The 23,161-nt window shown below is 71.2% G+C and carries 23 protein-coding genes; 4 read left to right on the top strand and 19 right to left on the bottom strand.

The genetic code is table 11. The features are described from left to right. The first annotated feature begins 4 nt into the window (after positions 1-4). Positions 5-346: a twin-arginine translocase TatA/TatE family subunit gene (locus tag BIV25_RS20965; RefSeq protein ID WP_071373899.1), complete on the top strand. Its 342-nt coding sequence runs from the start codon at positions 5-7 to the stop codon at positions 344-346. Between the two features lie 25 nt (positions 347-371). Here the strand turns inward: BIV25_RS20965 and BIV25_RS20960 are convergent, their stop codons facing one another. The 5 genes from BIV25_RS20960 to BIV25_RS20940 all read right to left on the bottom strand — a co-directional run bounded on the left by BIV25_RS20960 (position 372) and on the right by BIV25_RS20940 (position 6,412). Next, positions 372-1,289: an undecaprenyl-diphosphate phosphatase gene (locus BIV25_RS20960; RefSeq protein ID WP_071373898.1), complete on the bottom strand. Its 918-nt coding sequence runs from the start codon at positions 1,287-1,289 to the stop codon at positions 372-374. Between the two features lie 194 nt (positions 1,290-1,483). After that, on the bottom strand, positions 1,484-4,177 hold the full coding sequence (gene mgtA / locus BIV25_RS20955; protein WP_371273049.1) for a magnesium-translocating P-type ATPase: 2,694 nt from the start codon (positions 4,175-4,177) through the stop codon (positions 1,484-1,486). Continuing rightward, on the bottom strand, positions 4,170-4,532 hold the full coding sequence (locus tag BIV25_RS20950; protein ID WP_071373897.1) for a metalloregulator ArsR/SmtB family transcription factor: 363 nt from the start codon (positions 4,530-4,532) through the stop codon (positions 4,170-4,172). Before BIV25_RS20950 ends, mgtA begins: the two co-directional genes overlap by 8 nt. Before the next feature lie 123 nt (positions 4,533-4,655). Continuing rightward, the gene (gene lysA, locus BIV25_RS20945; RefSeq protein WP_071373896.1) at positions 4,656-6,056 is read right to left on the bottom strand and encodes a diaminopimelate decarboxylase; all 1,401 of its coding nucleotides are present in this window, start codon (positions 6,054-6,056) and stop codon (positions 4,656-4,658) included. A gap of 14 nt (positions 6,057-6,070) precedes the next feature. After that, a complete protein-coding gene (locus tag BIV25_RS20940; RefSeq protein WP_071373895.1) occupies positions 6,071-6,412 on the bottom strand; it encodes an SAV_915 family protein in 342 nt (113 codons plus the stop codon). Between the two features lie 283 nt (positions 6,413-6,695). Between BIV25_RS20940 and BIV25_RS20935 the strand changes: the two genes are divergently transcribed. Next, positions 6,696-7,235 (top strand): universal stress protein, encoded by a 540-nt coding sequence (locus BIV25_RS20935; RefSeq protein ID WP_071373909.1) that lies wholly within the window; start codon positions 6,696-6,698, stop codon positions 7,233-7,235. A 29-nt stretch (positions 7,236-7,264) separates the two neighbouring features. Here the strand turns inward: BIV25_RS20935 and BIV25_RS20930 are convergent, their stop codons facing one another. The 7 genes from BIV25_RS20930 to BIV25_RS20900 form a co-directional block, all read right to left on the bottom strand. Next, positions 7,265-9,814 (bottom strand): sensor histidine kinase KdpD, encoded by a 2,550-nt coding sequence (locus BIV25_RS20930; protein WP_071373894.1) that lies wholly within the window; start codon positions 9,812-9,814, stop codon positions 7,265-7,267. A gap of 29 nt (positions 9,815-9,843) precedes the next feature. Then, entirely contained in the window at positions 9,844-10,527 is a 684-nt protein-coding gene (locus BIV25_RS20925; RefSeq protein WP_071373893.1) for a response regulator, read from the bottom strand. A gap of 88 nt (positions 10,528-10,615) precedes the next feature. Further along, complete coding sequence (locus BIV25_RS20920) at positions 10,616-11,323, bottom strand: potassium-transporting ATPase subunit C (RefSeq protein ID WP_071373892.1); 708 nt, start codon at positions 11,321-11,323, stop codon at positions 10,616-10,618. Between the two features lie 5 nt (positions 11,324-11,328). Continuing rightward, complete coding sequence (gene kdpB, locus BIV25_RS20915; RefSeq protein WP_177235353.1) at positions 11,329-13,467, bottom strand: potassium-transporting ATPase subunit KdpB; 2,139 nt, start codon at positions 13,465-13,467, stop codon at positions 11,329-11,331. Further along, entirely contained in the window at positions 13,464-15,128 is a 1,665-nt protein-coding gene (kdpA, locus tag BIV25_RS20910; RefSeq protein ID WP_071373891.1) for a potassium-transporting ATPase subunit KdpA, read from the bottom strand. Before kdpA ends, kdpB begins: the two co-directional genes overlap by 4 nt. Positions 15,129-15,136: 8 nt before the next feature. After that, on the bottom strand, positions 15,137-15,226 hold the full coding sequence (kdpF, locus tag BIV25_RS20905; protein ID WP_016434100.1) for a K(+)-transporting ATPase subunit F: 90 nt from the start codon (positions 15,224-15,226) through the stop codon (positions 15,137-15,139). A gap of 238 nt (positions 15,227-15,464) precedes the next feature. Beyond that, on the bottom strand, positions 15,465-17,306 hold the full coding sequence (locus BIV25_RS20900) for an APC family permease (protein WP_071373890.1): 1,842 nt from the start codon (positions 17,304-17,306) through the stop codon (positions 15,465-15,467). A 188-nt stretch (positions 17,307-17,494) separates the two neighbouring features. Between BIV25_RS20900 and BIV25_RS20895 the strand changes: the two genes are divergently transcribed. Beyond that, positions 17,495-18,016, top strand: a complete 522-nt coding sequence (locus BIV25_RS20895) for a hypothetical protein (RefSeq protein ID WP_071373889.1) — start codon at positions 17,495-17,497, stop codon at positions 18,014-18,016. A 177-nt stretch (positions 18,017-18,193) separates the two neighbouring features. Here the strand turns inward: BIV25_RS20895 and BIV25_RS20890 are convergent, their stop codons facing one another. The 7 genes from BIV25_RS20890 to BIV25_RS20865 all read right to left on the bottom strand — a co-directional run bounded on the left by BIV25_RS20890 (position 18,194) and on the right by BIV25_RS20865 (position 22,437). Then, positions 18,194-19,372: a methyltransferase domain-containing protein gene (locus BIV25_RS20890; protein ID WP_071373888.1), complete on the bottom strand. Its 1,179-nt coding sequence runs from the start codon at positions 19,370-19,372 to the stop codon at positions 18,194-18,196. Then, the gene (locus BIV25_RS51165; protein WP_177235352.1) at positions 19,369-19,509 is read right to left on the bottom strand and encodes a hypothetical protein; all 141 of its coding nucleotides are present in this window, start codon (positions 19,507-19,509) and stop codon (positions 19,369-19,371) included. The genes BIV25_RS20890 and BIV25_RS51165 overlap by 4 nt, the downstream gene beginning before the upstream one ends. 97 nt (positions 19,510-19,606) lie before the next feature. After that, positions 19,607-20,458, bottom strand: a complete 852-nt coding sequence (locus BIV25_RS20885) for a helix-turn-helix transcriptional regulator (RefSeq protein WP_071373887.1) — start codon at positions 20,456-20,458, stop codon at positions 19,607-19,609. A gap of 30 nt (positions 20,459-20,488) precedes the next feature. Then, positions 20,489-20,998, bottom strand: a complete 510-nt coding sequence (locus tag BIV25_RS20880; RefSeq protein ID WP_071373886.1) for a DUF6879 family protein — start codon at positions 20,996-20,998, stop codon at positions 20,489-20,491. Further along, the gene (locus BIV25_RS20875; RefSeq protein WP_071373885.1) at positions 20,995-21,240 is read right to left on the bottom strand and encodes a hypothetical protein; all 246 of its coding nucleotides are present in this window, start codon (positions 21,238-21,240) and stop codon (positions 20,995-20,997) included. Before BIV25_RS20875 ends, BIV25_RS20880 begins: the two co-directional genes overlap by 4 nt. A gap of 131 nt (positions 21,241-21,371) precedes the next feature. After that, on the bottom strand, positions 21,372-21,572 hold the full coding sequence (locus BIV25_RS20870) for a DUF397 domain-containing protein (RefSeq protein ID WP_071373884.1): 201 nt from the start codon (positions 21,570-21,572) through the stop codon (positions 21,372-21,374). Between the two features lie 10 nt (positions 21,573-21,582). After that, positions 21,583-22,437: a helix-turn-helix transcriptional regulator gene (locus BIV25_RS20865; protein ID WP_071373883.1), complete on the bottom strand. Its 855-nt coding sequence runs from the start codon at positions 22,435-22,437 to the stop codon at positions 21,583-21,585. A 199-nt stretch (positions 22,438-22,636) separates the two neighbouring features. Here BIV25_RS20865 and BIV25_RS47245 point away from each other — a divergent pair, with 199 nt between their 5' ends. Then, a complete protein-coding gene (locus BIV25_RS47245) occupies positions 22,637-23,146 on the top strand; it encodes an ATP-binding protein (RefSeq protein ID WP_079176771.1) in 510 nt (169 codons plus the stop codon). Positions 23,147-23,161: the final 15 nt, after the last annotated feature.

Genomic DNA, 23,161 nt, shown 5'->3' with positions numbered 1-23,161 from the left:
CGCCATGTTCTTCGACGTGAGTCCCCTGGACCTGCTCACCCTGGCGCTCCTCGCCGTCCTTCTCTTCGGCCCGGACAAGCTGCCCGAGGTCGTCCAGAAGGTGGCGGGGTTCGTGCGGACGGTGCGCGCGTTCGCCGACAGCGCCAGGGACGAGGTCCGCGCGGAACTCGGCCCCGAGTTCAGGGAGCTGGAAGAGATCCGCTCCGCCCTGGACCCGAGGGCGGAGCTGTCGGAGGTGGCCGCCGCGGTGAACGGCGAGCCGGCGAGGCGGCCCGGAAGCCGGGCCGCCTCGCCGCAGGACGCCCCGGCGGGCACCTACGATCCCGACGCCACCCGAGCCCCCTGAGCCGCCACGGGAGAGCGAACGGCCCTCACGCCAGCGTGAAGTACGCCAGGCTGCCCAGCCCGGCCACCGAGCAGTAGATGGCGAACGGGATGAGGGTGCGGTTCTCGAAGTAGCGCACGAGGTAGCGCGTGGCGAGGTAGGCCGCCACGAACGCGGCCACGCTGCCCGCCAGCAGCGGACCGCGCAGGCCGTTGCCCTGGGCGCCGAGCAGCGGCGGCAGCTTGAGCAGCGCGGCGCCGCCGATCACCGGCGTGGCGAGCAGGAACGCGAACCGGGCGGAGTCCTCGTGGCCCATCCCCTTGAAGATGCCCGCGCTGATGGTGGACCCGGACCGGCTGATGCCGGGCAGCAGGGCGAGGATCTGGGCCGCGCCGATCGTCACGGCCTGCCGGATGGTCAGCCGGGTGATCCGCAGGTCGGACTGCTCGTCCGCCGACAGATGCTCCTCCCCGGGGACGACGGCCCCGGCCCGCCGGCGGCCGGTGCCGCCGCGCCGCAGCTGCTCGGTGACGAACAGCACGATGCCGTTGAGCGCCAGGAAGATCGCGGTGGGCACGGGCTTGCCGAGCGTCGTGCGGAACACCTTGTCGAGCGCGACGCCGGCGACCGCGACCGGGACGCAGGCGGTGACGATCAGCCAGGCGAGCTTCTGGTCCACGGTCTGGATGCGGCGCTGGGTGACCGACGTGAACAGGCCGCGGATGATACGCACCCAGTCCCGCCAGAAGTAGACGACGAGCGCGAGCGCGGTGGCCAGGTGGAGGCCGACCAGCTCGTTGAGGTAGAGGGATCCGTCGGCGGAGACGTCCAGGTCGTGCTTCCAGTGCCCGCCGAGCAGGGCGGGTATCAGGATGCTGTGCCCCAGGCTGGAGACCGGGAACAGCTCGGTGACACCTTGCAGCAGGCCTACGCCCACGGCTTCGGGATAGGTCAGAACGGACATCGGCCGGCCTTCGTCTCCAGGTGGGCGAGGGGAGCGGAGCCGCGGACCCGCGCGCGGCGGACGACCCCGGCGGCGCAAGGTACTACACGTGAGCAAGAATCCGGACAGGTCGCGCGCGGCAGCCGGCTCGCGGCTCGCGGCCGGCCCCCTCCTCGATCGCCGACGGTCCCCGACACCCGCACCGGCGCCGCGAATTACCCGATTCCTCCCGGAACGCCCTCCCCGAGCAGGTTTCGCTCGTAGCGCCTGCGGGCCAGTACGAGCCCGGCGGCGTACAGCGCGAGGACGATGGTGAGAAGCAGGTAATACTCCAGCGGGAGCGTGGTGAGACCGAGCAGCGGGCCGAGCGGGGACGGCGGCAGCACCAGGCCGATGACCGCGAGGGCGGCCGCGGTCCAGCCGACCGGGCCGGGCGGGCGGTCCTCGAAGAGCCGGCGTCCGGTGCGCAGCAGCAGCATCACCAGGCACTGGGTGATCAGGTTCTCGGTGAACCACCCGGAGTGGAAGACCGCCTCGTCCTCGGCCGGGCCGGGGCCGTGCAGGGCGAGGGCCAGGACGACGAAGGTGGCGAGGTCGGCGGCCGCGTTGAGGACGCCGAACCCGGTGATGAAGCGCAGCAGGGCGCGCGGGTCGAGGGTCGCGGGGCGGCGCAGCAGGGCCGGGTGGGGGCGGTCGTAGGCGAAGGCGAGCTGCACCGTGTCGAAGCACAGGTTCTGCACCAGCACCTGCGCCGGGAGCATCGGCAGGAAGGGCAGCAGCAGACCGGCGGCGAGCATCGCGATGACGTTACCGACGTTGGACGACAGGGTGATGCGCAGATACGTGGCGATGTTGCCGCCGCTGTGCCGGCCCGCGAGGATGGCGTGGTCGACGGCGGTGAGGTCCTTCTCGGCGAGCACCACGTCGGCGCCCTCCCGGGCCACGTCCGTGGCGTCGCGCGGGGCGATGCCGACGTCGGCCGCCCACAGGGCCGAGACGTCGTTGACCCCGTCACCGAGGAAGCCCACCGTGTGCCCGCCGGTGCGCAGCGCGGCGCTGATCCGCGCCTTGTGCTCCGGGGTGCAGCGGGCGAAGACCGTCGTACGGCGGGCCAGCCCGGCCAGTTCCGCGTCGGTCAGGGCGTCGGTGCGGTCGGCGGTGACCACCTGGTCCGGGCCCAGCTCGATGCCCAGGTCGCGGCAGGCGCGGGCCGCTGTGCCGGGGTGGTCGCCGGTGAGGATCTTGATGGCGACGCCGCGTGCGGCGAGCGCGGCGAGGGCGGGCGCCGCGGTGGGCGCCAGCGCGTCGCGCAGGGTGACGAAGCCGCGGAAGTCCAGGCCGCGCTCGTCGGCCGGGGTGTAGTCGCGCAGCCGGGCCGGGCGTTCGGCGGTGGCGACCGCCAGCACCCGCAGACCGTCGCGCGCGGCCCGGTCCGCGAGGTCCGCGAGCCGGTCCGCGTCCGCCGGCGCCAGGGCGCAGCGCTCCAGGACGGCCTCCACGGCGCCCTTGACGACGAGCGTGTGCGAGCCCAGCCGGCCGGGGGTGCGCACCACGGCCGTGGCGAGCCGGCGCACGGGGTCGAACGGCAGCGCCGCGACCCCGTCGTACGCCATGAGGTCGTCCTCGTCGGCCGTGTCCAGGACCGCCTCGTCCAGGGCGTCGGGCTCGGGCAGTTCGGCGAGCTGGAGGGTCCACCAGGCGTTGACGGCGGCCCAGCGGACCACCTCGGGATCGTCGGCGCCCGCCGCGTCCAGGCCGCGCTCGACCACCGGCCGGTCCTGGGTGAGCGTGCCCGTCTTGTCCAGGCACAGCACGTCGACCGCGCCCAGGTCGTGCAGGGCCGGGAGCCGTTTGACGATCACCCCGTGCGTACGGGCCAGCAGCGCCGCGCCGCGCGCCAGACAGGTCGTGACGACGACCGGCAGCATCTCCGGTGTCAGTCCGACCGCCACCGCCACCGCGAACGGCAGGGTCTCCAGCCCCCGGTCGCGCAGCGCCGCGTTGGCCATCAGCACCAGCGGCGGGGTGAGCAGCATGAACCGGATCAGGATCCACGAGATGCCGTACACCGACCGGTCGAAGGCGCTCGCCTCGCGCCGGCCGACCGTGCGGTCGTAGGCGGCCGCGAAACGGGTGCGCCCGCCCGTCTCCAGTACGACGGCGGTGCCGCTGCCGGTGGCGACGCTGCTGCCCTGGAAGCACAGCTGCGGCTGCTCGAAGACGGCGGTGCCGGCCGGCCCGGCGGCCCCTGTGACGTCGGCCGCGTGTTTCGGGACCGGGGCCGACTCCCCGGTCAGCGCCGACTGGTGCACGGTCAGGCCCCGCGCGCGCAGCAGCCGTACGTCCGCCGGGACCAGGTCGCCCGCGCCGAGCTGGACGATGTCGCCGGGGACCAGGTCCTCCACCGGGACCTCGCGGGCCCCGGGCGCCGCTTCCTCGTCCGCCCGGCGCAGCACGGTGGAGGTGGTGGCGACCAGCTCGCGCAGCTGGGCCATGGACCGGTCGGCGCGGTACTCGCCGGAGGCCCGCAGCACGCTGCTGGTCACGACCAGGGCGAGGATCACGCAGGCGGTGGACCAGGCGAACACGGCGGCGGAGACCAGGGCGAGACAGAGCAGCACCGCGGTGAAGGGGTCGCGCAGGCCGCGCACCAGCAGGCGCGGCCAGGAGGCGTCCTCGCGGGCGGGCAGTGTGTTGGCGCCGCAGCGGGCGAGGCGCAGCGCGGCCTCGTCCTCGGTCAGTCCGCGCGGCCCGGTGTCCAGCCGCCGCAGCACCTGCAGCGCGGTGGCCGCGTCCGGCGCCCCGGCGGCCGGCTCCGGCCCGGTGCCGGCCGCCGCGCGCGTGCCCGGTACGACCCCGGCGACCGGCGCCTCGGCGTCCTCACCCCAGGCCGGGGCGCTCCTAGGCACCGGTCCCCTGCAGTCCGGCCGTCGGCGCGAGGGGCTCCCCGGCGCGCTGGGACAGCCGGCCGACCAGCACGCGGACGACCGTGACGACATCGGGGTCGCCGACGTAGTAGATCTGCCGCCGGCCCTCCCGGCGGGAGCGGACGAGTCCCGCGAGCTTCAGCTTGGACAGGTGCTGGCTGACGGCGGGCAGCGCCCCGCCGACCCGGTCCGCGAGCGCGCTCACGTCGCTCTCGCCCTGGGCCAGCGCCCACATGATGTGCAGGCGCGGCGCTGCGGCCAGCAGCCCGAAGGCGGCGGCCGCCGTCGCGAGCACCTCGGCGGACGGATCCTCCAAGCCGCGGACGATCTGCGCCACGGTCCCCTCCCTTGTCGCCACCTGTCCACCGGTCGGTGCGGACCTCGCACATGTGGTGACCAGTCTAGGGGGCGGCGCGTGGATCACCCCGGCGTCGGCGGCCCCGGCACGTGCACCGGCGCGCTACAGGCCCACGTCCCGGCTGCGGATGTCCTCCAGGGACTCCCGGCGCACCAGCAGGCGGGCCGACCCTCCCCCGCTCTCGGCTTCTCCCCCGCTCTCGGCTTCGCCCGAGCGGGAGGGGCCCCCAGCGCGGGAGGGGCCCCCATGCACGGCGACCACCGGCGGGCGCCCGACCAGGTTGTAGCCGGAGGCCATCGACAGGTGGTAAGCGCCCGCCACCGGTACGGCGAGCAGGTCGCCGGGGCGCACGTCCCCCGGCAGCTCGACCCCGGCGGCCAGCACGTCGCCGGCCTCGCAGTGCCGGCCCACGACGGTCACCGGGGCCGGCGCCGCCGTGCTGGGCCGGCCCACCAGCCGGGGCGCGTACCGGACGCCGTACAGCGCCGGGCGCGGGTTGTCGCTCATGCCGCCGTCGACGGCCACGAAGACCCGGTCGCCGGTGTGCTTGACGGACAGCACGCGGTAGAGCGCGACGCCCGCCGGGCCCGCGATCGCCCGGCCCGGCTCGATGATCAGGCGGGGCACCGGCAGTCCGGCCGTGGCGCAGGCGTCGGCCAGTTCGGCGCGGACCCTGCGGGCCAGCGCCGTCAGGTCCAGGGCCTCCTCGCCGGGGCGGTAGGCGATGCCGTGGCCGCCGCCGAGGTCGAGTTCGGGCAGCACCAGCCCGTGCTGCTCGTACAGCCGGGACATGAGCCCGACCATGCGGCGCACGGCGACCAGGTACGGCTTGACGCTGGTGATCTGGGAGCCCAGGTGGCAGTGCAGGCCGGTGAGCCGGAGCTGCGGCTGGTCGAGGATGCGGGTGATGGCGTGCTGGGCGTAGCCGTCGGAGATGCTGAGCCCGAACTTCTGGTCCTCGGTACCGGTGCGGATCTTGTCGTGGCCGCCCGCGCTGATGCCGGGCACGACCCGGACCATCACCTTCTGGTGCCCCTGCGGTCCGACGGCGGCGGCCAGCCGGGCGATCTCGGACGGGCTGTCGATGACGATGCGTCCGACGCCGAGGCGCAGCGCGGTCTCCAGGTCGCGCGGGGACTTGGCGTTGCCGTGCAGCACGATCCGCTCCGCCGGGAAGCCGGTGGTGACGGCGAGTTCGAGTTCGCCGGCCGAGCAGACGTCGAGGCCCAGCCCCTCCTCGTCCATCCAGTGGGCCATGGCCCGGCACAGGAACGCCTTGGCGGCGTAGAGGACTTCGGCGTCGGGGAAGGCGTCGCGGTAGGTGCGGCAGCGGTCGCGGACCTCGGCCTCGTCGAGGACGTAGACGGGGGTGCCGAAGCGGTCGGCGACCTCCGCGAGCGGTACGCCGCCCACGGCGAGGTCGCCGTGCGGGGACTCGGCGGTGGAGGCGGGCCACACCGACAACTCGGCGGCCCGGGTGGTGGGTTCGTGAACCGTGGTCATCGTGACTGCCCCTCTCAGGCGGCGAACGCGGGTGCCGGTGCGGACGTCGGCCTGGGTCCGGCCGGCCCGGCGGCCGGGGCGGTGAACTGCGGGTCCACCGTGAGGGCGGTGACGCCGAGCGGGGCGGTCAGCGCGCGCAACGCGGGCTCGGCGAGACGGATCCAGGGCTGGTCGGGGCCGAGCGTGGCGGTCAGCCGGAGCGGGGAGGTGAAGCCGACGGCGGTGCGCTCGCCGAGGGGGGTGCGAAAGAGCCGGGCCGCACATCCCGAGGGTCCCGGCCGGACCGGCACGTACAGGGGTCCGGCCGGGGACGGATCGGAGGGCTCGGGGTCGTCGCCGAGGAGAAGTGCTGCCATGGGGTGCCTCCCGAAGGGCAGGGAGCGAGTGGTCCGAAGGGCCCCGGACGCGGGGAGGCGGACCGGGGCTCGCCCTCGACGTTATGCCCGCTGTCCGGAGGCTTCCGGCGGGCCCTGACGGGACGCTGACGACGATCCAGGTGACCTTGACGCGACGCTGACGGGCCCGGCACAGGGGGTGGGAACAGGCCGTCAGAAGCGCGCCAAGAACTGGCGTACGGGCTGTTCGGAGGGCCGGAGCGGCGGTGTGATGGACGTGGTTTCCGCTGACGAGGAGGATCCGATGTCCGAGTACCGCCCGCCTTCGGCCGCCCGGGTCGTGGTGGGAGTGAACGGCTCGCCGGGCGGTGCGGCCGCGCTGGGCCGGGCCGCCGTCGAGGCGAGGCGCCGGGGGGCCGAACTCTGGCCGGTGCTGGCGTGGGAGCCGCCGGAGGGCGATCTGGCCTCCCGCCGGTTCCCGGCCACGAACGCCCTGGTCCCGCACTGGGAGCAGCTGGCGCGCGAACAGCTGGCCTGCGCCCTGCGCGACGTGTTCGGTGCCGCGGACACCGGGCTGCCCGGACGGGCGCTCGTCGTCCGCGGCGCCCCCGGCCGGGCGTTGGTGCGCACGGCCGACCGGGAGGACGACGTCCTCGTCGTCGGCACCGGCGGCCGCGGCCTGCTGCGCCGCTCCCTGTGGCCGTCGGTCAGCCGCTACTGCCTGGCCCATGCCACCTGCCCGGTGCTGGCGATACCGCCGTCCCCGCTGGAGGCGGAACTGGCCGCGGTACGGCGCCGCAACACCTGGGGACTGCCGCTGATGCCACCGACCGCGACACCCTAGGGGCCCTCAGGGGTGCGATCGGCCTGCGCTCATCCGCACTCGCCCGACGCCACCAGCCCCGCGCCCCGTTCACGCGACGGCGCCGTCCGTACCGTCAGGACCATCGTCAGTCCCCCGCCCGGCGTGTCCTCCGCGTGCAGCGTGCCGCCGACCGCCTCGGCGAAGCCCCTCGCGACCGCCAGGCCCAGCCCCACGCCGACGCCCCGCGGCGCGTCCCCGTAGCGCTGGAAGGGTTCGAAGATGCGGTCCTTGGCCTCGTCGGGGACGCCCGGCCCCCGGTCCACGACGCGCAGTTCGACCCGGTCGGCGAGGGCGCTCGCGGAGACCAGGACCGGCTCCTGCGGCGGGCTGTACTTGACGGCGTTCTCGACCACGTTGGCGACGGCCCGCTCCAGCAGGCCCCGGTCGACCGCGACCATCGGCAGGGTCTCCGGGATGTCCAGCTCCACGCTGTCCTCCGGTACCCCGCCGAGCGCCATCGGCACGACCTCGTCCAGGTCCGTCTCGCGGATGATCGGGGTGACCGTGCCGGTCTGCAGGCGGGACATGTCCAGCAGGTTGCCGACCAGGTGGTCGAGGCGGTCGGCGCCCTCCTCGATGGCCGCGAGCAGCTCCGCCCGGTCCCGCGGGGACCACTCGACGTCGTCCGAACGCAGCGAGGTGACCGACGCCTTGATGCCCGCCAGCGGAGTGCGCAGATCGTGGCTGACGGCGGCCAGCAGGGCGGTCCTTATGCGGTTGCCCTCGGCCAGCTCCTTGGCCCGGTCGGCCTCGTGCTGGAGCCGTTGGCGGTCCAGGACCACGGCGGCCTGCGCGGCGAACGCGGCCAGCACCCGGCGGTCGGCGGCGGGCAGCACACGGCCGCTGAGCGACAGCGCCATGTGGTCGCCGACGGGGACGTCCACGTCGGCGTCCTCCGGGATCGCGGCCGGGCGGGGTCCCACGCTGCCCGCGCAGGTCCACGGTGCCGTCTCGCCCGAGCGCTCCAGCAGCGCGGCCGACTCCATGCCGAAGGTCTCGCGCACCCGCTCCAGCAGCTCCTCCAGGCCGGTCTCGCCGCGCAGCACGTTCCCGGCGAGGAAGGACAGGATCTCCGACTCGGCACGCAGCCGGGCCGCCTGCTGGGTGCGCCGGGCGGCGAGGTCCACGACCGAGGCGACGGACACCGCGACCCCGACGAAGATCGCTATGGCGACGATGTTCTTCGGGTCGGCGATCGTGAGGGTGTGGACGGGCGGTGTGAAGTACCAGTTGAGCAGGAGGGAGCCCACGACCGCCGAGGCCAGCGCCGGGTAGAGGCCGCCGAGCAGCGCCGCCGCGACCGTCAGCGTGAGGAACAGCAGCATGTCGTTGGCGAGGCCGACGTCCGGCGTGGTGCTGGTGAGCAGCCAGGTCAGCAGCGCCGGTCCGAGCACGCCGACCAGCCAGCCCCGGATGACCCGGGAGCGGCCGAGCCGGGCGCCCCGGGCGGCGGGCAGCCCCGGGCCGCGGCCCTTGCCCGCCTCGTCGTGCGTGATGAGGTGTACGTCGAGGTCGGGACCGGACTCGACGGCGACCGTGGCGCCGACGCCCGGCCCGAGGACGTACTGCCAGCTGCGCCGGCGCGAGACGCCGAGGACGACCTGGGTGGCGTTCACACCGCGCGCGAAGTCGAGCAGCGCGGCCGGTATGTCGTCGCCCACGACATGGTGGAAGGTGCCGCCGAGGTCCTCGACCAGGGTGCGCTGGTCGGCGAGTTCCTTCGGCGAGGCGGCGCTGAGGCCGTCGCTGCGGGAGATGTAGACCGCCAGCACCTCGCCGCCCGCGCCCTTCTCGGCCAGGCGGGCCGCACGCCGTATCAGCGTGCGCCCCTCGGGGCCGCCGGTCAGGCCGACCACGATGCGCTCGCGAGAGCCCCAGATCTTGGAGACCCGGTGCTCGCTGCGGTACTCGGTCAGGTACTCGTCGACCCGGTCGGCCACCCACAGCAGCGCCAACTCCCGCAGGGCGGTGAGGTTTCCGGGCCGGAAATAGTTGGCGAGGGCCGCGTCGACCTTGTCCGGCCGGTAGATGTTGCCGTGCGCCATCCGGCGGCGCAGCGCCTCCGGGGACATGTCGACCAGCTCGATCTGGCCGGCCCGCCGGACGACCTCGTCCGGCACGGTCTCCTGCTGCCGGACGCCGGTGATCGACTCGACGACGTCGCCGAGTGACTCCAGGTGCTGGATGTTGACCGTCGAGATGACGTCGATCCCGGCGGCGAGCAGCTCCTCGACGTCCTGCCAGCGCTTGGCGTTGCGCGAGCCGGGGATGTTGGTGTGCGGCAGCTCGTCCACGAGCGCCACGCGGGGGCGGCGGGCGAGGACGGCGTCCACGTCCATCTCGGTGAAGACGCTGCCCCGGTACTCGATCTCCTTGCGCGGGATCTGTTCCAGGCCGTGCAGCATCACCTCGGTACGCGGCCGGTGGTGGTGTTCCACGAAGGCGACCACGCAGTCGGTGCCCCGCTCGATACGGCGGTGTGCCTCCGACAGCATCGCGTACGTCTTGCCGACGCCGGGTGCCGAACCGAGGTAGATCCGGAGCTTGCCGCGTGCCATGTGCTTCCTCGGGGGTCGTTCTTCGGGGGTCATTCCTCGAAGCGGTAGCCCATGCCGGGCTCGGTGATGAGATAGCGGGGGTGGGACGGGTCGGTCTCCAGCTTCCTGCGCAGCTGGGCCATGTAGACCCGCAGGTAGTTGGTCTTGTTGCTCTGCGAGACCCCCCAGACCTCCTGGAGGAGGTGTTTCTGGGTGATGAGCCGGCCGGGGTTGGTGACCAGGATCTCCAGCAGGTGCCACTCGGTCGGGGTCAGCCGCACGTCCCGCCCGGCCCGTACGGCCTTCTTGGCGAGCAGGTCGATGCTGAAGTCCGCCGTCTCCACCAGGGTCAGCTCGGGGACGAGCGGGGTGTCCTCGGTGCGGCGGACGGCGGCCCGCAGCCGGGCGAGCAACTCGTCCATGCTGAACGGCTTGGTGACGTAGTCGTCGGCGCCGGCGTCGAGCGCGCCCACCTTCTCGTCGGAGGCCTGCCGGGCGGAGAGCACCATGATCGGCACCCGGCTCCAGCCGCGCAGCGCCTTGATGACGTCGACGCCGTCCATGTCGGGCAGGCCGAGGTCCAGCAGCACCACGTCCGGCTGGCGCGCGGCGGCGAGCCGGAGCGCGGTGACGCCGTCCGGGGCCGCGTCCACGCCGTAGTGACGTGCCTGCAAGTTGATGACGAGGGCCCGTACGAGCTGCGGGTCGTCCTCCACGACGAGCACCCGGGTCATGGGTGTGTGCCTCTCCTGTCATGCCTGCGGGAGCCGGCACCCGGGGTGTCCCGGAGTGCCGACTCCCGTCGCGGATCGCGTAAGACCGTCACTTCTTGGCCACGAGGTCCTTGAGCGCGATGTTGAGTTTCAGGACGTTCACCTGCGGCTCACCGATGAAGCCGAGGGTGCGGCCCTGGGTCTGGTCCTTGACGAGCTGGTCCACCGCGGCGACGGACAGTCCGTTCTTCGCGGCGACCCGGTGGACCTGGAGTTCGGCGTACTCCGGGGAGATCGCCGGGTCCAGACCGGAACCGGACGAGGTGACCGCGTCGGCGGGGACGTCGGCCGGCCTGACGGTGTAGCCGGGCACGGAGTTGTCCTTGACCACGGCGTCCCTGGCGGCGAGCACCTGGGCGCAGAGCGTCTTGTCCGCGGGCTGCGCGGGGCATACGCCCTTCACCGCGCCGCTGTCCGCGGCCAGGTTGGTGGCGCCCGAAAGGATCAGCTTGTACTGCGTGTTGACGGTGTTGGCGCCGAGGCCGTTCTGCGGGCGTCCCTGGAACCACTTCAGGTCCGGGTCCGCGCTGGTCTGCCCCTTCTTCAGCGGCAGGTTGTACGACTGCCCGATCAGGGACGAGCCCACGACCCTGCCGTCCGCCTTGATCTCCGAGCCGTTCGCCTTGTTGGTGAACAGGGCCTGGGCGACACCGGTGACGACCAGCGGGTAGACGACGCCCGTCACCAGGGTCAGCACGAGCAGGGCGCGCAGGCCCGCCCCGAGCAACCGGACGGTGTTGGTAACCGAGTTGTTCATGGCGATCAGCCGATTCCGGGGATGAGGGAGATGAGCAGGTCGATGATCTTGATGCCGATGAAGGGCGCTATCAGGCCGCCGATGCCGTAGATCCCGAGGTTGCGGCGGAGCATCCTGTCGGCGCTCATCGGCCGGTAGCGCACGCCCTTCAGGGACAGCGGCACCAGCGCGATGATGATCAGCGCGTTGAAGATGACGGCCGACAGGATCGCGGAGTCGGGCGAGGACAGCTGCATGATGTTCAGCTTGTCCAGGCCCGGGTAGACCGCCGCGAACAGCGCCGGGATGATCGCGAAGTACTTCGCGACGTCGTTGGCGATGGAGAACGTGGTCAGCGCACCGCGGGTGATCAGCAGCTGCTTGCCGATCTCGACGATCTCGATGAGCTTGGTCGGGTTGGAGTCGAGGTCGACCATGTTGCCGGCCTCCTTGGCGGCCGACGTACCCGTGTTCATCGCCACGCCGACGTCCGCCTGGGCGAGCGCGGGCGCGTCGTTGGTGCCGTCACCGGTCATCGCGACGAGCTTGCCGCCGGCCTGCTCGCGCTTGATGAGGGCCATCTTGTCCTCGGGGGTGGCCTCGGCGAGGAAGTCGTCGACGCCGGCCTCCTCCGCGATCGCCTTGGCGGTCAGCGGGTTGTCACCCGTGATCATGACCGTCTTGATGCCCATGCGGCGCAGCTCCTCGAACCGCTCCCGCATGCCCTCCTTGACGACGTCCTTCAGGTAGATGACGCCCAGGATGCGGGCGCCCCGGTCGTCCTTGACCGCGACGAGCAGCGGGGTACCGCCCGCCTCGGAGATCCGGTTGGCGATGGCGTCGGCGTCCTCGGCGACGGTGCCGCCCTCGTCCTTCACCCAGGCGATCACCGAGGCGGTGGCGCCCTTGCGGATCTTGCGGCCGTCGACGTCCACGCCCGACATACGGGTCTGGGCGGTGAACTCGATCCACTCGGCGCCGGCCAGCTCGCCCTGGTGCCGCTCGCGCAGCCCGTACTTCTCCTTGGCGAGGACGACGATGGAACGGCCCTCGGGTGTCTCGTCGGCCAGCGAGGACAGCTGGGCCGCGTCCGCGACCTCCGCCTCGGTGGTGCCCCTGACCGGCGCGAACTCGGCGGCCTGCCGGTTGCCCAGGGTGATGGTGCCGGTCTTGTCGAGCAGCAGCGTGGAGACGTCGCCGGCGGCCTCGACCGCACGGCCCGACATGGCGAGCACGTTGCGCTGCACCAGGCGGTCCATGCCCGCGATGCCGATCGCCGAGAGCAGGGCGCCGATGGTGGTCGGGATCAGACAGACCAGCAGGGCGACCAGCACGACCATGGTCAGGTGGGTGCCCGCGTACGTCGCGAACGGCGGCAGGGTCGCCACCGCCAGCAGGAAGACGATGGTCAGCGACGCCAGCAGGATGTTCAGCGCGATCTCGTTCGGCGTCTTCTGCCGGGCCGCGCCCTCGACCAGGTTGATCATCCGGTCGATGAAGGTCTCGCCGGGCTTCGTCGTGATCTTGATGACGATCCGGTCGGACAGCACCTTCGTACCGCCCGTGACGGCGCACCGGTCACCGCCGGACTCGCGGATGACGGGCGCGGACTCGCCGGTGATCGCCGACTCGTCCACGGACGCGACGCCCTCGACGACGTCACCGTCACCGGGGATGACGTCCCCGGCCTCGCAGACCACCAGGTCGCCGATGGTCAGCGCGGTGCCGGGCACCTCCTCCTCGGAGGTGCCGTCCGCGAGCAGCCGGCGCGCGACGGTGTCGGTCTTGGCCTTGCGCAGCGTGTCGGCCTGCGCCTTGCCCCGGCCCTCGGCGACCGCCTCCGCCAGGTTGGCGAAGATCACCGTCAGCCACAGCCAGGCGCTGATGGTCCAGCCGAACCAGTCGCCCGGGTGCTGGAAGGAGAAGACGGTGGTCAGGATCGAGCCGACCCACACCACGAACATCACGGGCGACTTGACCATCACCCGCGGGTCGAGCTTGCGCAACGCGTCCGGCAGGGACCTGACCAGCGCCTTGGGGTCGAAGAGGCCCGCGCCGACACGGCCCTCGGCGGGCTTGTGCCCGGTGGGGACGTCGCTGTGCGGCGCCCGGGTGGGAGTGGCTGTGGACATCGAGTCCTCTTGCTTGTCTGTGCCGGTGGTCATGACGCCAGCCCCTCCGCGAGCGGGCCCAGGGCCAGGGCGGGGAAGTAGGTCAGACCGGTGATGATCAGGATCGCGCCCACCAGCAGGCCGGTGAACAGCGGCTTCTCGGTGCGCAGGGTGCCCGCGGTCTCCGGGACCGGCGTCTGCTCGGCGAGCGAGCCGGCCAGCGCCAGGACGAAGATCATGGGCAGGAAGCGGCCGAGCAGCATCGCGAGTCCGGTCATGGTGTTGTACCAGTCGGTGTTCGCGTTCAGACCGGCGAAGGCCGAGCCGTTGTTGTTCGACGCCGACGTGAAGGCGTACAGCACCTCGGAGAAGCCGTGCGCGCCGGAGTTCAGCATCGAGTGCGGCGGGGTCGGCAGGGCCATGGAGGCCGCCGTGAAGACCAGCACCAGGGCGGGGGTGATGAGGATGTAGCAGGCGGCGAGCTTCATCTCGCGGCCGCCGATCTTCTTGCCCAGGTACTCGGGCGTACGGCCGACCATCAGACCGGCGATGAACACCGCGATGACCGCCATGATCAGCATGCCGTACAGACCCGAGCCCGTACCACCGGGCGCGATCTCGCCCAGCATCATGCCCAGCATCGCGATACCGCCGCCCAGACCGGTGAACGAGGAGTGGAAGGAGTCCACCGCACCCGTCGACGTGAGCGTCGTCGCCACCGCGAAGATCGAGGAGCCGCCGACGCCGAAGCGGGTCTCCTTGCCCTCCATCGCACCGCCCGCGGCCTGCAGCGCCGGACCGTGGTGGGCGAACTCGGTCCACATCATCAGGGCGGTGAAGCTCAGCCAGATGGTGACCATCGTGGCGAGGATCGCGTAGCCCTGCTTGACGTTGCCGACCATCACGCCGAAGGTGCGGGTCAGCGCGAACGGGATGCAGAGGATCAGGAAGATCTCGAAGAGGTTCGTGAACCCGGTCGGGTTCTCGAACGGGTGGGCGCTGTTGGCGTTGAAGTAACCGCCGCCGTTGGTGCCCAGCTCCTTGATGGCCTCCTGCGAGGCGACCGCGCCGCCGTTCCACTGCTGCGAGCCGCCCATGAACTGGCCGACCTCGTGGATGCCGGAGAAGTTCTGGATCGCGCCGCACGCCACCAGCACGACCGCGGCGAGAGCGGCACCGGGCACCAGGATGCGCAGCGTGCCGCGCACCAGGTCCGCCCAGAAGTTGCCCAGCTCGCCGGTGCGCGAGCGGGCGAAGCCCCGCACCAGCGCCACCGCGACGGCGATGCCGACGGCGGCCGAGAGGAAGTTCTGCACGGCCAGACCGGCGGTCTGCACGACGTGCCCCATGGTCTGCTCGCCGTAGTACGACTGCCAGTTCGTGTTGGTCACGAACGACACGGCCGTGTTGAACGACTGCGCCGGGTTCACCGAGGAGAAGTGCAGCGAGCCCGGCAGGACGCCCTGGAGCCGCTGGAGGAGGTAGAGGAAGAGGACGCTGACGGCCGAGAAGGCGAGGACGCCGCGCAGGTACGCGGGCCAGGTCATCTCGGCGTCGGGATTGGCACCGATGGCCTTGTAGATCCACTTCTCCACGCGCAGGTGCCTGCGCGATGCGTAGACCCGGGCCATGTAGTTGCCGAGCGGGATGTAGACGAGCGCCAGCGCGCCTGTCAGGGCGAGCAGCTGGAGCACGGCTGCGAGTACGGGACCCATGTGCTGTCTCAGAACCTCTCCGGGAAGATCAGGGCGAGGACGAGATAGCCCAGCAGGGCGACGGCCACGACGAGGCCGACGATGTTCTCGGCGGTCACAGCTTCGTCACCCCCTTGGCGACGAGGGCCACCAGCGCGAAACCCGCGAGCACGGTGACGACGAAGGCCAGATCGGCCATCGCGAACTCCTGGAGTGAGGTTCGGTTGAATCGGACGCTTAGAGGAAAGCGCCTGTATGGCCGGATCCGGTCGCCCGTTGACGGCTCTCATACGGCCGCGCTGACGCCTTTGACGGCTCTCTTACGGCCGCTGCCCGTACCGGTGGGCAGGCCCGTGATCACAGCCGGAAGCGCAGCCGGCAGATCACCGCGTCCGTCTCGCGGCGCACGGCGTGGGCGACGACCGCGCCCCGCTGGTTCTGGAGCAGCCGCTGAAACAGCCGCTCCGGCTCGGTCTCCGGGATCAGCACGGTGACCCGGGTGCCCGGTTCGGCGGCGGCCACCTCGCGGACGTACGCGGCGATGGGCCTGCCGAGGGTGCGCCGGGCGCAGGACAGCCGCACCAGCTCCACCCCGGGGTCCCAGTCGGCCCAGGCGCGCTCCAGGGCGTGCAGATGGGCCCGGTCCTCGGGGTCGGGGTAGCAGACGGTCACCGCGCGGACCTCGTCACCGAGGGAGGCGGCCGCGGTCAGCGCCTCGGAGGTCAGCCGGGACAGCGTGGACACCGGCACCACCACCAGCGAGCGGTCGCGGTGCGGGGCCTGCGGGATCCGGCCGAGCCCGAGGCGCTCGCCGATCCGGCCGTAGGCACGGTGCACGGCCTCGAAGGCGACGACCAGCAGCGGCAGCGCGATGACGATCAGCCAGGCGCCCTCGGTGAACTTGCTCGCCGTGACGACGACGGTCGCGACGCCGGTGAGGACGGCACCGAAGCCGTTGAGCAGCGCCTTCCCGCGCCAGCCGGGGCCCTGCTGGAGCCACCAGTGCCGGACCATGCCCACCTGCGCGATGGTGAAGCCGACGAAGACGCCGATCGCGAACATCGGCACCAGGGTGTTGGTGTCGCCGCCGGAGAAGACCAGCAGCGCGGCCGAGACGACGGCGAGCGCGAGGACGCCGTGCCGGTGCACCTGGCGGTCGGCCTTCAGGGCGAACACGTGCGGGGCGTAGTTGTCGCGGGCCAGCAGCTTCAGCAGCACCGGCAGCCCGCCGAAGGAGGTGTTCGCGGACAGGGCCAGCAGGAGCATCGTCGCGAACTGGATGACGTAGAAAGCCCAGTTGTGGCCGAAGGAGGCGTCCGCGAGCTGGGCGAGGACGGTGACGCCCTCGACCGGCTGGAGATGGAAGCGGCCGATCAGCACCGACAGGCCGATCAGCATCAGCCCGAGTACGGCGCCGAGCGCGACCTCGGCCCGCTGCGCCCGCCGGGCGCGCGGCACCCGGAAGGACGGCACGGCGTTGGCGATGGCCTCCACGCCGGTCAGCGCGGCACAGCCGGAGGCGAATGCTTTCAGCAGGAGCAGCGTCCCCACGGAGGAGGCGTTGTCGGCGAGGACCGAGGCATGCCCGGCCGCCGTCGCCGTGCTCACCGGGTGGGAGCGGAACAGCCCGACGGCTATGAGGACGAAGATCGAGCCGACGAACACGACGGTCGGCACGATGAACGCCTTCGCGGACTCCACGATGCCGCGCAGGTTGACACCCGTGATCAGGACGAGCACGGCCAGGCACAGCCACATCCGGTCGGCGTAGAGGGAGGGGAAGGCGGAGGTCAGGGCCGCCACGCCGGCGGTGACGGCGACGGCGACGTTGAGCACGTAGTCCAGCACCAGCGAGGCGGCGGCCACCAGGCTGGTCCGCGCGCCCAGATGCGTCTTCGCCACCGCGTACGACCCGCCGCCGTCCGGGAAGGCCGCGATGACCTGCCGGTAGGACGCCACGAGCACGGCGAGCAGGGCGGCGATGGCCAGCGTGACGGGCATCGTGAAGCCCAGTCCGTGCGCACCGGCGGCCGCCAGGACCAGCACGATCGCCTCGGGGCCGTAGGCCACCGACGCCATCGCGTCCAGCGAGAGGGCGGCGAGCCCCGTGACGGCGGTCAGCCGGTGCCGTTCGCCGGTATCAGGCGGCTCCTCGCCGGCGGGGACGGCATCCGGCTGCTCGGTGGTCAGGACGGACATGGGCGTGCTCCTTACTTCCTTACTGCGAGGGCGCACCCAGGTTGTGTCCGTTTCCGGCCGCGGCCGACCGGTCCTTGCGGGATCTTCGCGCCCAACCGCTCCGTCTTGACGTGACCTTGACGGGTGTCCGCGTCAGGGCCGTGTCAACGAACACCGGTCCGAAGCCCCAGGTCAGTACCGTCAGCGGTATGGAACGCCCTGAAACGTCGGGTGAGACGGCGAACGACCGGAACTGGACACGGGAGTGGTGGAGCGCCGTCCGCTGCGCCGCCGTGCCCCTCGTCCTGCTGCTCCTGCTCGACTGGGCCACCGGCCGCACGGCCCCGTGGCGTACGGCACTGTGGCTGGCGCTCTCCGCCCTGCTGTTCGCCGTGCTGTGTCCCGCCCGTGTCGCGGCCGGCCCGGACTGGCTGGCCTCACGCCGGCTGGGCCGCGAACACCGGGTCCGCACCGACCTGTTGGTCTCGGTCCGCGTCCTGGACGGCGTCTCCCAACGGCTGCTGCTGCGGGACGCGCTGGACGGCCGGGTCGAGATCGACCCCGAGGTCCTGCTCCGCAACCCGCAGCTGTGGCACCACCTCGCCGAGGGCGCACGCCGGGCCGCGTCCGACGGCCTGCTGCTGTGCGGCGAGACCGCGCTGCACCGCCTGTCCTCCCGGGTGGAGAGGGAGACGGCGTGGGGGGTGTTCAGGGTGTCGGGGCTGGAGTAGTCAGCGACTGCCGACGCCCCCGGCTTCCTCCCGTGCGCGGTGCAGTGCGCTGTTTCCTGGGCGGCGCCGACGCTGAGCCCCTCAGCCCAGCGCCCCCGAATATTCCGGCTGGTCGGAAACGGAGAGGCCTGCCCATGCGCCTCGGGGGCGGGGCACATGGGTGGGCCGCTCGGGGAGTCACACCGGCCAGGACTCCTTCGGGTCATCCAGCCAGGCACGCTGACCGTACGGGGTGGCCGTGAGCCCGAACCGGGTCACGTCGGGGGACCCTCGATCCCGCCACCAGTGATAGACGGAGGACACCTCGTCCCACAGACGGCGCGGGCCTGACTGCCAGACCTCCGCCTCCCGCTCCCCGTCCCTGAACATCACGCACGCCCAGGACAGATCCGACAGGCTGTAGAACCACACGGGCCGTGCGCCGTCCCGCTTCTCCGCTACGGCTTGGCAACAGGCGGGTATCCGGAGGCCGAGGACGAACGGCAGAGCCGTGTACTGGCCGGTGACGAACTCTTCCTCGGTGACTCCGGTTGCCGTCTGGGCTGCTTTCTCCATGGGGCCCGCCGACAGGTAGTCCGTGTGGTGGACCGTTGGGCCCCTCTGCGCGCGGAGCTTCATGAACTCCACGGACCGGGTGAAAGGGCCCGTGGCGTTCTCCCCCCTCACCTCCAGGCGGACCACGGCGTCCGCGTTGCCGAAGTGGGTGCCCCACGGCGCGAGGATGATCCCCCCGGGCCTGATCTGCCTGACCCATGCGTCCGGGATCTCCCGGACCCCGACAGTGGCCAGGATGCGGTCGTACGGGGCCGAGTCGGGGTGGCCCTCGAACCCGTCGCCCACGACCACCTCCGGGTAGAGGCCGTACCGGCACAGCCGCTCACGGGCTGCCCCCGACACCGCCCCGTCCACCTCGATGGTCGTCACGTTGCCGGGCCCGAGTCGGTGGGTCAGTACGCCAGCCGTCTCGCCAGTGCCTGTGCCCACATCCAGCACGCGCATTCCCTTGTCCACGCCCAGGTCCTGAAAGAGGGCATAGACCACGGTGGGCATGGATGAGGAGCTGGTGGACAGCTTCCCCGGGCCGGGGCCCTGGTGTGCGCCGTCGTCCCACTGGGTCACGATGGGGACGTTGCGGTCCGCCGCCGCGTACCAGGCGTCGGGGTCCTCCTGCTTGTCCACGGTCGTGCTCGCGCGGGTGTCCAGGTCATACGGCCACATCAGATCTGGGAGGAACATGGCTCGGTCGACGGCCGCGAATGTCGGCGCCCAGTCCGAGGACAGCGCGCCGGACTCCACGAGGACCCGCCCCAGCTCCTTGCGGCCGGGGCGGTCCGTACGAAGAACGTCCGCTGTCACTTGCGGTGCTTCCCGTCGCCCTCGGGGCTGGAACCGTCAGGGCTCGGTGGATCCTGCGGAGGCTGCCAGGGCTGGCCGGGGTGACCGTCGCCCTCGCCCTCGCCAGGCTGGTCGCGCAGTTCGATGCGTACGTTCATCGCCCTCTCCTTCACTGCAAGCAGGAACGTGCTTCTTCAACACGCTAGGAGTGCCGGCGAGTTGGGCTCCAGCTGATTGCACGGACTTCTACGCCTTTCACTCCACCGTGGGCAGAGCGGCCTTGATCAACTGACGAGCGCGGGCGCCATGAACGGCGACGCCGCCCAGCTCGGTGAACGCGCGGCCGTACATGGCGATCTCGCTGGGCTGCGTGATCGTCAGATAGCCGGAGACGAGTTCGACACTGACCTGTGCCGTGTCGTAGATCCAAAATCCTTCGACGGGCCAAGCTCTTTCGCGGTCCGGCCGCATCGGGATGACGCCCATGCTGACAGCGGGGAGCCGGCTGACGGACAGCAGATGTGCGAGCTGTTCGCGCATGACATCCGGTCCACTGAGACCGTTGCGCAGCACGCTCTCCTCGATCAGGAAGGCGAACCGGTGGCTTCCCTCGCTGAGGACGTGCTGACGGGCCATGCGCTCCTCCACGGCGGCCGCCACATCATCCACCAGGCCCCGGCGGTCGCGGATCGCCGACAGGATCGCCGTCGTATAGGCCCGGGTCTGGAGCAGACCTGGGAGCAGCCACGAGGAGTAGACGCGGAACCGCTCGGTTCGCTCGTAGACGGGGCGGACGGATTCCTGGGCGGCGCGCAGTCCGGTGCGCTCCATACGGCGCCACTCCATGTACATGGAGTCGGCCGCGCGGGACTTCGCGATCAGATCGGAGGCCTGGCTCTCCGCCCCGCACGCGCGGCACCATGCCCGGATGTCGCCGTCCGACGGGGCGGTGGTCGCGTTGATGATGCGGCTGGTCTTGGACGGATGCCAGTCGCAGAGAGTGGCCAGTTCCCGCCCCTGGAGCCCGGCGTCCAGCATCAGCTCCCGGAGCCGTTCGGCGACGTCCTTACGGGCCGCATGTGCGCTGGACGACGGGGAACTGGGCATGGGCGGTTGTCCGGTCGGGTCAGATTCGGGTCAGACGAGGTACTGCTCGTGCGGGACGGCACGCTCCCACACCGACTCGAACGCGGTCGAGCAGAGCTTGGCCACGGCCGGCTCGGTCACCGTTTCCATGCCGGGGTCTGCCCATTGGCCGTCGCCGGTGAAGTGGTTGAAGACCACGGTGCTTCCGTCGAACAGCCAGAAGTCGACGCCGGGGAGCGCGAGATCCTTGGTACGGGGTCGGGGAAGCCACCGGACCTGCTCACCAGCCGCGATGTTGTGCGGACCCGTAAGAGAGTGCTCCCACCGGATGTAGTCACTGACCGGCTCCGACACAATGCGGGCGCGGCGAACCACCACCCCGCGACCAGTCACCTCCCGCATCAGTTCGGACCACGAGCGGTACTCCTCGACCAGGTCGGACGGGTGTCCCTGCTGCCAGGCGATGAACACCGGGTCATCGGTCATGTAGCTGTCGCGCATCTCCAGATGGACCGCGGAGTGCTGAGCGGCAGCGAACCCTCGGCGAATTGCTGACGTCACTGCGCGGCCTCCGGGCGCGGGATGAACTGGAGCATGTTGGCGGGGAGTCGGATCACCGTTTCGTGCTCCGGGACGTCTGTGGTGTGGCCGGGGACGGAGCCGACTTTCTGCATCTCCCTGACAGTGGCGTCGTCGGCCTTCCAGGACTGAATGATCAGGTCGCCGGTCTCCTCCTCGATCCAGATGGTCGGAGACCCGTCGTTGGGGGTGTTGGGGTAGATCCCCAGGAACCGTAACCTCATGGTGCCCTCCCGTACCGGTCGGTTGCATCCACTTGCACACCCACCGAATAGCAAGCCCCGACAGGGCGTCAAGAGGGCCTCGGGACAGGGAGGGTGGGGAGGGAGACACCCTTGTCACATACCGGTTCGCATCAGTTCACGAAGTGATCGAACTCCCCCGCCTTTACTCCCAAGATGAACGCGGCCAGCTTCTCGCGGCTGGTCGTGACGACCACGTCCGGGTCGTCACTCTCGCGAAGAAGGATCCGGCCGTCGCTCTCCGCAGCCTCCAGACACTGCTCACCGCCACCCCCGGAGAAACTGGACTTCTGCCATGCGATGTCGTTGCTCATCCTGAGATTCTCACAGCTCTCCAGCGACTCGACGAATGACAGTTCGCGACTCTTCAGGAGTGAGCGACGCCTGTCGCGCCAAGTCGAGCAGAGTTCGGTACTGGTCGAGGTCCGCCGCTGAGTGCAGGAAGCGACCGCCGAAGGGCGTGTCGATGTGGACCGCGTCCAACTGCGGGACGCCACCACTCGCATACATCACAGTCTGGGTGACCTCGATGAAGTCCTCGGACGTGAAGGGAATCACGCGCAGTGTGAGCCACGGCTCGGCCGACACTTCCACCAGGTGGTCGAGTTGGGCGCGGGCCACCTTCCGGCCTCCGACCCGCATACGCAGCGCGGCCTCGTGCACGATCGCCTCGATGGGCGTCGGCCTCTCACGCTCGAACAGTCGCGCTCGCTTCAGGCGGTGCTCGACCCGAGCCTCGATCTCGCCGTCGGGAAGTCTCGGAATAACGCTGGCGAACAGCGCCCGGGCATAGTCCTCGATCTGCAAGACGCCCGGAAACGTGACCGGTTGCAGGCACCGCAGGTGCGTCGCGTGATGTTCGAGCTCGGCGATGTCCAGGAAGCCAGGGGCGAGGATGCCGCGGTAGTCGTCCCACCAGTGTTGGCCGCGATGTTCCAGAGCGATGGCACACAGCGCCTCGACCAAGGCGTTGTCGTCGCAATCGTAGAAGTCGGCAAGGCGGCGAATGCGCTCCTCGCTGATGCCGACGCGACCCGCTTCGATGTGCGAAACCTTGGCCTGGTCGGTCGAGATCAGCATTGCCGCCTCGCGAGCGGTCCTGCCCGCCCGCTCGCGCAGTTTCCGCAGCTCCATACCGAGGCGCGCCTGTCGGGCGGTCGGGTTGTCTCTCGGCGGCATGAGTCCCTTCCCCTGTCTACGCACAGTGTCACGCGCGACTGTGCCACGGGTCCATCGCTATCACCATACTTATGGAACAAGGTTGCTCCGGGGCATATATGACCCCTATCGTCGGCATCACGTAGCGCGCCAGTAAATCCGCAGCGCAGCCGTCTGCACGCCCGTACGCGGGCGCCTCCGGTGGGACGGACGGGCCACGGTGGCGCTCACCGCAAGGGACCACATCGCGTTGGGAGACAACGGCATGACGAGTGCTTCCGCCTTACCCCCACCCGTACCGCTCTTCGGCCGTCACGCCGAGAGCTACCGACTCAGTACGCCTCACACGCCCCGCGCCCCGAAGATCGCGCGCGACTTCTTCGTGACGCTCATCGGCGCCGAGCATCCCGACCTGGTTGCGCCAGGCTCTCTGTGCGTGTCCGAGCTCGTCACCAATGCCGTTCGGCACACCCGATCGCCACGGATCGCCATCGAAGTCTCGATCGGCCATGGCCGGGTGGTCGTCTACGTGTACGACAACAGACCCTGCCCCCTGCCTGTACCCACCGCTTCGCACCCAGAGCTGGAGCACGGACGCGGCCTGGCGCTGGTCGAGGCGCACGCTGACCTCTGGGGAACAGTCCTCCTGGGCGGTCGTTCCCTTCGATCGAAGGCTGTCTGGTTCTCGTTCCGTACGGATACGCAAGGCACTTCGCGACAGTCGCAATGAACAAGTGCCGTTGAT

This window comes from Streptomyces sp. MUSC 14 (genome assembly GCF_001866675.1).
Lineage (GTDB): Bacteria > Actinomycetota > Actinomycetes > Streptomycetales > Streptomycetaceae > Streptomyces.
Note: the sequence above shows the minus strand (reverse complement) of the source record. Positions and strands in the feature narration are given on the sequence as shown.